Here is a 10,124-nt window from a genome sequence, read left to right on the forward strand (position 1 = left end):
CGAGCAGCTGCTTAAAATATGGTGCGAGCAGCATCCATGGCCGGGCTATTTGCCAACTTAATAGTAATTCTGCCAGACAAATACCATCATTCCGCCCAGTGATAGCCAGGGGCCGAAAGCAAAACGGCGCGGTGGTGGTTTCCTGCAAATTCCCGCCTTAGCAAGCAAAAATATCAGGGCGCCAGCACTTGCTATTATCAGCGCTATGGGCAGTGCTTTTGCGCCCAGCCAGGCCCCCAATGCGGCAAACAGTTTTATATCTCCACCCCCCAGCGCCACCTCTTTACGCCAACAGTACCAGATATCGGATGGCAGTCGTAGCAGCAAATATCCCGCGACGGCGCCAACAATTGCATCGGCAGGTGATAGCGTCTGGCCTGCGAGCGCGACGCGTAATAAACCCGCCCATAGTAGGGACAGAGTTAAGATGTCAGGTAGCAGATGGTGATCGATATCAATAATCGTCAGCACCAATAGCGTCCAGCCAAATAGCAGGGTTGTGAATATCATTTGCTCGTGTGCGTGGGACAAAACTGCAACCAGTAATGCAGTCAACAGGCTTAACAGTTCCATCGCCGGATAGCGATAGCTAATACGAACAGCGCAGTAGCGGCAGCGCCCGCGTAATATCAGCCAACTGAACAGTGGGATGAGGTCACGCCGTGTCAATAGGGTTTTGCAATGTGGGCAATGAGATCGCGGCGACGCCAGGTTAAGCTTTATTTCCGGATGCAATATCATGAGCGGCAGACGATAAATTACCAGATTGAAAAAGCTGCCAGCAGCAAGCGCCAGCAAGCTTAATGTTAGCCACCAAATCAGGTCGTGTTCCATGATAACCCCGCTTATGAGAATCGACCTCAGCCTGCCTCTGGCCGGTTAAATATGCCAGCTAAAAGTCATGTTGCATGTAGCTTGCAGTGTGATCAGGGCGCTGGCTCGACATTCACGGAGAAAGCGCCACGCGCCGGCTTTTACAGGTTATTATGTTTGGCACAGACAGCGTAAATATAAACCTGTAATGGGATTACTGGTGATTATCCGTTGTGAGAGTGAGATGAAATCAAATTCGGATATTTGGGACACCGCTAAAAACAGGTGCGGCTGAACCGTTGATAAAAATTTATCGCAGCGGTTATCGCCTGAATGAAAATCAGCTACACTGCCATCCCCATATTTCATGGGGTTATCGAGGAACTATTTGATGTCTGAATTACCACCATGCCCAAACTGTGCTTCTCCATATGCCTGGCAGGATGGGGAGCAGCTAAACTGCCCTGAATGTGGTCATGTCTGGTCGCCCTCAGAGGTAGCCAGCGTCGATACACCAGAGGTTCGTGATGCCAATGGCAATTTACTGGCCGATGGTGATTCCGTTACCGTAGTGAAGGACTTAAAAGTAAAAGGGAGCTCATCGGTTTTGAAGATTGGTACGCGGGTTAAGGGTATCCGTCTGGTTGAGGGGGATCACAATATCGACTGTAAAATTGATGGCTTTGGTCCGATGAAGTTGAAGTCTGAGTTTGTCAAAAAAATCAGTTAAGTTAATCTTGTCTCGTTCCCATCCGCTTTTTTACCACCGGTTTTGATTGGTAAAGATGGCACAATGTCAGTCTTATTATTCCCGTAGCGTATTAAAAGTCTGGACAGAAAATAAAGCGGCTGCGTTATGGTCTGGTGTGTTTAGCGAAGCCGGCCGCCGCCCTCGGTGACCAAGCATAACTGCACGATCTTGCAAAAGCCAACGCGGACGTTAATGATGAAACTCTGCGCATGCCGTGCCAACGGTAATCAAAGGGACTGGTATTGGCCTTTACGTTGCCTGGACGATAAATTTATTTTTATCAGTTTTAAATATTCTTATCAGGCAGCCGAAATCGGCACGGAGCCGCTCGTAAAGTCGGTTGTATTCAGCTAACGGATTGACTCAGTTATTGGTCCCAATAATGAAGTAGTGCTGCCACCTGGCCCAGTGAAAACTAACCGGGAAATAAAACCCGGCTTGATGATTGTATTGGGTGGCAGTTATATATCAGTAGAGGAAATGATGCGGCGCGTTGCCGGCTCTTGCGCTATTAATGGAATTTATGAACGTGCATATCAATGTAGGCGTGGCGACCACCAGGATAAAGTAACTACAACCATACCTTTGGTCTGATGGGACTTTAGCGTAGAAGGGGCGACGAAGTCGCTGATGGGCAGAGTCGAAATATGGGCAGGTGGTTGATGGTCTGCGCACTGGAATGCCTGTCCCTGCCCGGGGACGTTTATTGTGCAGTGAATTGTTAGCTATCTGAGCGATTCTATGCGCTTGCAGCCTGATGATGTCATGATTATATAGCCGACTATCGCTCCAGGAGTTAAGATCCCGTACTTTTTGTTCGCCGGGCGTCCAATAGTTTGAGTGTTGAAGGCCATGTTGAACGGTGCCTGCATGCTATTCAGGCGTACGCAGAGCGGGCTTAGCTATGTATTGGAGCCTGATTTAACAATGTTGTAAAGTTTACGTCGCCTGCTTTCCTCTGGTTATATTGATGTTTTACTATGATGGTTATTTCTCTTGCTGGCACAGGGATATCCGATGCGTTCGCTGCTTACCTCGTTCTTATTTATCTCGCTGCTCTCCGCCTGTAGCAATCCACCGAAACAGACGGCCCCCAAAGTTTATGGTAATCCTTTTAAGGGAGGGGGGCAGGGTATTCAGAATAGCGGCGTTTCACGCTTAAGCGGTGATTTTGCCGGTAATCCGGCAGCACAGGCTTTTGTAACCAGAATGGTCAATGAACAGGGTTACGATCGGGCGCAGCTTGAAAGTACGCTATCGGCAGCCAGACGCCTCGACTGGGTGCTGGATAATATGGATCGCCAGGCACCCACTTTTCAGGGGCCGGTTGGACCCAATGGCGCATGGCTTCGCTACCGCAAAAAATTCATCACGCCCGGTAATGTACAAAACGGCATTGCGTTTTGGGATCAGTATCAGGATGCGTTGAATCGCGCCTGGCAGATTTATGGTGTGCCGCCTGAGATCATCGTTGGGATTATCGGCGTTGAAACGCGATGGGGTCGCGTGATGGGGAAAACGCGTATTGTTGATGCGCTGGCAACGCTTGCCTTTGAGTATCCGCGGCGGGGTAAGTATTTTGCCAGCGAGCTGGAAACTTTTATGCTGATGGCGCGTAAAGAAGGCGATAATGTTCTTGAACTACGCGGCTCTTTTGCCGGAGCAATGGGCTACGGACAGTTCATGCCGTCATCGTATCAGCAGTATGCCGTTGATTTTAACAACGACGGACATGCTAACTTATGGGACCCCGTTGATGCTATCGGCAGCGTAGCTCATTACTTCAGCAAACATGGCTGGATACCGGGAGCGACGGTAGCTGTGCCTGCTGCCGGTCAGGCTCCAAGGCTACAAAGCGGCTATGCTACCAAATACCTGCCTTCATCCTTAATTGCAGCTGGCCTTAAGCCACAGGCTCCACTGGGTAACGCTCAGCAGGTAAGCCTGCTTAAACTTGATATGGGAGATTATTACCAGTACTGGTTTGGTCTGCCTAATTTTTATGCTATCACCCGCTATAATCACAGTACGCATTATGCCATGGCGGTGTGGCAATTAGGGCTGGCAGTACGTCAGGCGCGCGGAGCTGGTTAATTCCCGGCTGGATCAGTCTTAGCCTACCTAATGACTGAGGACGCGTCATATTTTTCCTGATGCGAGGGGCTTTCGATTGGGTCTTACGGTGAACAGATTAACGTTCTCTCCGCAGGCCTGGATTCAGAGCAGCAGACGGGATTTCTTACTGACGACCTGGCACAACTGAGCACGGCCTATTCGTTACGTGAGGATAATCGTTATTTGTCAGCATTTCCCCCGGTTTTTATGGTTGCGTATCTCAGATGAAAGCTTTTTCCTGCGCCGCTTCCAGGATGGAATATGCCTCGCAAAACCTGAACGGTAGCGTAATTCTGCGCCTCAAAAATGTTACTCTATGGGTCGAGTGAAAGCGAAAATGGAGAGGGATATGACCGACGAACAACTTGGTAATCTGAGCGCGGAAATTGGCAGATTATTACAGCGCCAGCATGCCAGCGTAGTAACTGCAGAGTCCTGTACCGGCGGAGGGATAGCCCGGATGCTTACCGCCACTCCGGGGAGTTCAGCGTGGTTTGGCTATGGTTTTGTCACTTATAGTAATGAAGCGAAGAAAAAACTGATTGGGGTGCAACAGGCAACGCTTGATACGTATGGTGCAGTCAGCGATGCGGTAGTGCTTGAGATGGCCCGGGGAGCGCTGAAAATCTCTGGCGCAAATTATGCTATTTCTGTCAGCGGTATCGCCGGACCTGACGGTGGAACGCCACAAAAACCGGTTGGCACCGTTTACTTTGGCTTTGCCACCAGCGTGGGAAAAAGTGAGGCTTGGCGTCAGCATTTGGTCGGCGACCGTCAGCAGATACGCCATCTGGCAACGGTCTGGGCGCTGCAAAATTTGCGTAAGCAAATTCTTGAAAATAAACTTGATACTGTATGAGCATACAGTATAATCATCGGCAGTTGAATTTCACAGACGCAAAGGCACGCTACGTGCGCTTTATCCTGCATGATTAGGAGTTGAAATGGCTATTGACGAAAACAAGCAAAAAGCATTGGCGGCTGCGCTGGGTCAGATTGAAAAACAGTTTGGCAAAGGCTCAATCATGCGTCTGGGTGAAGATCGCTCTATGGACGTTGAAACCATCTCAACTGGCTCACTGTCTCTGGATATCGCACTGGGAGCTGGCGGTCTACCGATGGGGCGGATCGTTGAAATTTACGGCCCGGAGTCATCCGGTAAAACGACGCTGACTTTGCAGGTTATTGCTGCTGCTCAGCGCAAAGGTAAAACTTGTGCATTTATTGACGCAGAGCACGCACTGGATCCGGTCTACGCTAAAAAGCTGGGTGTAGATATTGATAATTTGCTTTGTTCTCAGCCTGATACCGGAGAACAGGCGCTGGAAATTTGTGATGCGTTGGCGCGCTCCGGTGCGGTTGATGTCATCATTGTCGACTCCGTAGCTGCGCTAACGCCGAAAGCGGAAATTGAAGGTGAGATTGGCGACTCACACATGGGTCTGGCAGCGCGCATGATGAGCCAGGCGATGCGCAAACTGGCTGGTAATCTTAAACAGTCTAATACGTTGCTAATCTTCATTAATCAGATTCGTATGAAGATCGGTGTAATGTTTGGTAATCCAGAAACTACTACCGGTGGTAATGCGCTGAAGTTTTATGCTTCAGTTCGCCTCGATATTCGCCGTATTGGCGCAATTAAAGAGGGTGATGAGGTTGTTGGTAGTGAAACCCGCGTCAAAGTGGTAAAAAACAAAGTTGCAGCGCCTTTTAAACAAGCTGAGTTCCAGATCATGTACGGAGAAGGGATCAACGTGCTGGGTGAAGTAGTCGATTTGGGTGTTAAGCATAAATTTATCGAAAAAGCAGGTGCATGGTATAGTTACAACGGTGATAAGATTGGCCAGGGTAAAGCTAACGCAATTAATTTCCTTAAGGATAATTCAGCTATCGCGACGGATATTGAAACGAAATTGCGTGAGCTACTGCTGAATAATCAGGATGATAAAGCTGATTTTCCCGCTGAAGATTATGAAAAAGATGCAGCCGGAGAAACGCAGGAAGATTTCTGATATATAAACGATGTGCAGTCTGGCTGGCGTCGCCATCCCTGCTTTTGTCGTCAGTACTGATAGTGATAGCGGGTAAGGGAAATCCTTACCCGTTTGTTTTTATTAATTAGACCGCCTACCTAAATCTCATCCCCGTTTGCCTCATGAACAGGCGGTTATCACGATGGAATTTTGCCAAATTTTACGTTCAGAGGTTAAATTGAATCAAATGAGCATGAACGAATTGGCAGGTTTACAGAGCACACTGGAAGGCTATCATGACCGCAACTGAGGCAAAAACACGGCTAAGTAGATTAACCGAGAAGGCCATGCGCGTACTGGCTCAGCGTGATCATAGCGAAGCAGAACTACGGCGTAAGATGGTTCTTACTCCTCAGCATTCGCAGTTAGCTACCTGGCAAGATGTGGCAACCGGGCCGACCGATGAGGAAATAGAAAAGGTCATTATCTGGTGTTATCAGCACAATTTTCTTGATGACAGCCGCTTTACTAAAAGCTTTATTGACGAACGTTCACGCAAAGGGTACGGCCCACTGCGTATTAGAATAGAGCTGGACAAAAAAGGGATCAATCGTAGTCTCATCGAAGAAGCATTTACGGATTGTGGCATCGACTGGGCCCATCGTGCTGCCGAACTTGCCAGGCGTCGTTTCGGCCAACCACTGCCGAATGAGTTGAAAGAAAAAGCGAAATTACAGCGCTATCTGCTGGCGAGAGGTTTCTTTATGGAAGATGTTCAGGGAATTTTTAGAAATTTTGATAATTGACGGTGAAGAAATTTTACTTCCCCCCGAAGAAAATTTATCTTATTCACCACTTTTAGTTCGTGCGGACGGGACTGACAACCAGATCCAGATAAACAATGGCCCACGGACGGTATTTCAGCGTGACTTCAGGACTACTATGAGCAAGAGCACCGCAGAGATTCGTCAGACGTTTCTCGACTTTTTCCATAGCAAGGGTCATCAGGTTGTAGCAAGCAGCTCTCTGGTGCCACATAATGATCCCTCTTTGCTTTTTACTAATGCAGGGATGAATCAGTTTAAAGACGTTTTTCTCGGCCAGGATAAACGTAACTACTCACGGGCAACGACTTCGCAGCGATGCGTGCGAGCTGGCGGCAAGCATAACGATCTAGAAAACGTTGGCTACACCGCACGTCATCACACTTTTTTTGAAATGTTGGGTAATTTTAGCTTCGGTGATTATTTTAAGCAGGAGGCAATTACCTTTGCCTGGGAACTGTTGACTGCACCGCAGTGGTTCAATTTACCAAAAGAGCGTCTGTGGGTAACGATCTATGAAACCGATAATGAAGCTTATGATATATGGGCGAAAGAGATAGGTGTCGCGGCTGAGCACATTATTCGCATTGGTGATAATAAAGGCGGCGCCTATGCCTCCGATAATTTCTGGCAGATGGGAGATACGGGGCCTTGTGGTCCTTGCTCAGAAATTTTTTACGATCATGGAGATCATATTTTTGGGGGGCCCCCAGGTAGCCCGAACGAGGACGGTGATCGCTACATCGAGATCTGGAACATCGTATTTATGCAGTTCAACCGTCAGATTGACGGTACGATGCAACCGCTGCCAAAACCCTCGGTTGATACTGGAATGGGCCTTGAGCGTATTTCAGCGGTCTTGCAGCATGTGAACTCTAACTATGAAATCGATCTGTTTCAGAAGCTAATCAAGGCTGCTGCTGAGGTAATCGGCACGACAGATTTAACCAATAAGTCTCTGCGTGTTGTGGCCGATCATATTCGCTCATGTGCCTTTTTAGTTGCTGACGGCGTTACCCCGTCAAATGAAAACCGTGGTTATGTGCTACGCCGTATCATTCGTCGTGCTGTGCGCCATGGCAATATGTTGGGCGCGAAAGGAACGTTCTTCTGGAAGCTAGTTGCTCCGTTGATAGACGTTATGGGTAGCGCGGGCGATGATCTTAAACGCCAGCAAGCGCAAGTAGAGCAGGTTCTAAAAAGCGAAGAGGAGCAATTTGCTAAAACGCTGGAGCGTGGTCTCGCTTTGCTGGATGATGAACTGGCAAATCTTGAAGGTAATGTTCTTGATGGTGAAACGGTTTTTCGTCTGTATGACACGTTTGGTTTCCCGGCCGATTTGACGGCCGACGTCTGTCGTGAGCGAAATCTGAAAATTGATGAAAATGGATTTGAGCGTGCGATGGAGCAACAACGTCAGCGGGCTCGCGATGCCAGTGGATTTGGTGTTGATTACAACAATGTGATTCGCGTTGATGAATCGACTCGCTTCACTGGGTATGAAGACCTTAAGGATAATGCAACCGTAAAAGCAATCTTTGTTGACGGTAGCCAAGCAACAGAAATCGTTGCGGGGCAGCAGGGCGTGGTTGTTCTTGACCAGACTCCATTTTATGGTGAATCCGGTGGCCAGGTCGGTGATACTGGTACTCTAAAGGGCGCTCATGCGCAGTTCACGGTAAGTGATACTCAGAAGTATGCGCAGGCATTTGGCCATATTGGTAAATTAATCAGCGGTCATCTAAAAGTTGGCGATCGCGTTGACGCTCAGGTAGACGCGACACGACGCGCACGTATTCGATTGAATCACTCGGCTACGCATTTACTGCATGCGGCGCTGCGCCATGCATTAGGCGAGCACGTTGCACAGAAAGGCTCATTGGTTAACGATAAATATTTACGCTTCGATTTTTCACATTTTAAAGCTATGAAGCCAGATGAGATTCGCCGCGTTGAAGATATGGTTAACGAACATATTCGTCGCAATCATGTGGTGACTACCAGTATCATGGCGCTGGAAGATGCTAAAGCTCAAGGGGCGATGGCACTGTTTGGCGAGAAATATGACGATCGTGTCAGGGTGCTAAGCATGGGCGATTTCTCCACGGAGCTTTGCGGTGGAACGCATGCCAGCCGAACCGGTGATATCGGCCTGTTTCGTATTATTAGTGAACAGGGTACGGCTGCTGGTGTACGTCGCATTGAAGCTGTTACCGGCGAAGGTGCGATCAGTCAGGTGCATGCTCAGACTAAACAACTGCATGATGCCGCTCAATTACTGAAAACGAATAGCAGTAATCTGACGGATAAAGTTAAAGTGATGATTGAGCATGCGCGTATGCTGGAGAAAGAGTTACAGCAGCTTAAAGATCAGCAGGCCGCTCAGGAGAGTGCCTCACTTGGTAGTAACGCTATCGATCTTAACGGGGTGAAATTATTAGTTAGCCAGCTGAATGGCACAGAACCCAAGATGCTACGTACGATAGTCGACGATCTTAAGAATCAGCTGAAATCGGCAATCATTGTCTTGGCGACGGTTTCCGAAGAAAAAGTATCCTTGATCGCTGGTGTTACTAAAGACCTTACCGGCCGGATTAAAGCGGGTGAGTTGATTGCGGAATTAGCTCAGATGGTTGGTGGTAAAGGCGGTGGACGTCCAGATTTGGCCCAGGCCGGAGGCAATGACGTCCAGGCGCTACCAGGGGCTCTTGCCAGCATTGAATCTTGGGTTAAAGCAAAGTTGTAACACGATAAAAACGTAATGAGTGGTACGTGACAAGGCGCTTAGGAGAATATGCAGCCTGTCTCGTACCCGTAAACAAAGTCAGGTGGAAGTCACGTATTTCGGCTAAACTACATATCAGCGGAATGTATAGGTGTGAGGATGCACTTTTGGTGTATTTGTCATAAGCTACACTCAGCGTTATTTGATGGATAATGCCGGGAGACGGTAAACCCGACTCTATTAATCTTTCAAGGAGCAAAGAATGCTTATTCTAACTCGTCGAGTTGGTGAAACCCTCATGATTGGTGATGAGGTGACTGTTACGGTCCTGGGCGTTAAAGGTAACCAGGTACGCATTGGGGTTAATGCGCCTAAAGAAGTATCAGTTCACCGCGAAGAGATTTATCAGCGTATTCAGGCTGAAAAGAGTCAGCAAACGAATTATTAACTATTTCTGCGCCTTGCATAGCAATCGCCAGGCGCTGCTTTACAAACATCCCGCTTTTTTCTCATTTTTTAAACATTTTCCATCGTACAGTCTGTTAGCAGGCCGGTTATACCGGGCGTGTTTAGTGTTGATTATTCGAACTTTTTGTCGGTAAATTATTCTAATTGCTTGGCTTTTGTACAATCAAACTCACCCCGGGAAAAAAAGTTTGACTTATAAGTGCGGGAAAGTAATATGTGCGCCACGCAACGCCAATGAACAGTTTCAAGTTCAGACGCTGAACGTTTCAGAGTTAGAGTGGTGAGGTGGCCGAGAGGCTGAAGGCGCTCCCCTGCTAAGGGAGTATGCGGTCAAAAGCTGCATCGAGGGTTCGAATCCCTCCCTCACCGCCATTTGATGCATCCGTAGCTCAGCTGGATAGAGTACTCGGCTACGAACCGAGCGGTCGGAGGTTCGAATCCTCCCGGATGCGCCA

At 48.4% G+C, this 10,124-nt stretch carries 8 protein-coding genes and 2 tRNA genes; 9 read left to right on the top strand and 1 reads right to left on the bottom strand.

Features of this window, described 5'->3' with window-relative positions; all coding sequences use genetic code 11:
• Positions 1-57 precede the first annotated feature (57 nt).
• Complete coding sequence (locus BM191_RS05350) at positions 58-834, bottom strand: prepilin peptidase (RefSeq protein WP_092875886.1); 777 nt, start codon at positions 832-834, stop codon at positions 58-60.
• A 370-nt stretch (positions 835-1,204) separates the two neighbouring features.
• On the opposite strand from BM191_RS05350, the gene BM191_RS05355 reads away from it, so the two are divergent.
• From BM191_RS05355 to BM191_RS05395, 9 genes are all read left to right on the top strand, one after another.
• Positions 1,205-1,543, top strand: coding sequence for a zinc ribbon domain-containing protein YjdM (locus tag BM191_RS05355; RefSeq protein ID WP_092875888.1), 339 nt, complete (start codon positions 1,205-1,207; stop codon positions 1,541-1,543).
• A 1,038-nt stretch (positions 1,544-2,581) separates the two neighbouring features.
• Entirely contained in the window at positions 2,582-3,658 is a 1,077-nt protein-coding gene (gene mltB / locus BM191_RS05360; protein ID WP_092875890.1) for a lytic murein transglycosylase B, read from the top strand.
• Positions 3,659-4,028: 370 nt separating this feature from the next.
• Positions 4,029-4,538 (top strand): nicotinamide-nucleotide amidase, encoded by a 510-nt coding sequence (pncC, locus tag BM191_RS05365; RefSeq protein WP_092875892.1) that lies wholly within the window; start codon positions 4,029-4,031, stop codon positions 4,536-4,538.
• An 85-nt stretch (positions 4,539-4,623) separates the two neighbouring features.
• Positions 4,624-5,691 carry a recombinase RecA gene (gene recA / locus BM191_RS05370; RefSeq protein ID WP_092875894.1) on the top strand — a complete coding sequence of 356 codons (1,068 nt, stop codon included), beginning with the start codon at positions 4,624-4,626 and terminating at the stop codon, positions 5,689-5,691.
• A gap of 257 nt (positions 5,692-5,948) precedes the next feature.
• Positions 5,949-6,458 (top strand): regulatory protein RecX, encoded by a 510-nt coding sequence (locus BM191_RS05375; RefSeq protein ID WP_230479518.1) that lies wholly within the window; start codon positions 5,949-5,951, stop codon positions 6,456-6,458.
• A gap of 136 nt (positions 6,459-6,594) precedes the next feature.
• Positions 6,595-9,222: an alanine--tRNA ligase gene (gene alaS, locus BM191_RS05380; RefSeq protein WP_092875898.1), complete on the top strand. Its 2,628-nt coding sequence runs from the start codon at positions 6,595-6,597 to the stop codon at positions 9,220-9,222.
• A 241-nt stretch (positions 9,223-9,463) separates the two neighbouring features.
• Positions 9,464-9,649, top strand: a complete 186-nt coding sequence (gene csrA / locus BM191_RS05385; RefSeq protein WP_002444426.1) for a carbon storage regulator CsrA — start codon at positions 9,464-9,466, stop codon at positions 9,647-9,649.
• A 299-nt stretch (positions 9,650-9,948) separates the two neighbouring features.
• A tRNA-Ser gene (locus tag BM191_RS05390) sits at positions 9,949-10,041 on the top strand.
• A gap of 6 nt (positions 10,042-10,047) precedes the next feature.
• Positions 10,048-10,124, top strand: a tRNA-Arg gene (locus BM191_RS05395).

It is taken from the genome of Izhakiella capsodis (assembly GCF_900115045.1).
GTDB classification, from domain to species: domain Bacteria; phylum Pseudomonadota; class Gammaproteobacteria; order Enterobacterales; family Enterobacteriaceae; genus Izhakiella; species Izhakiella capsodis.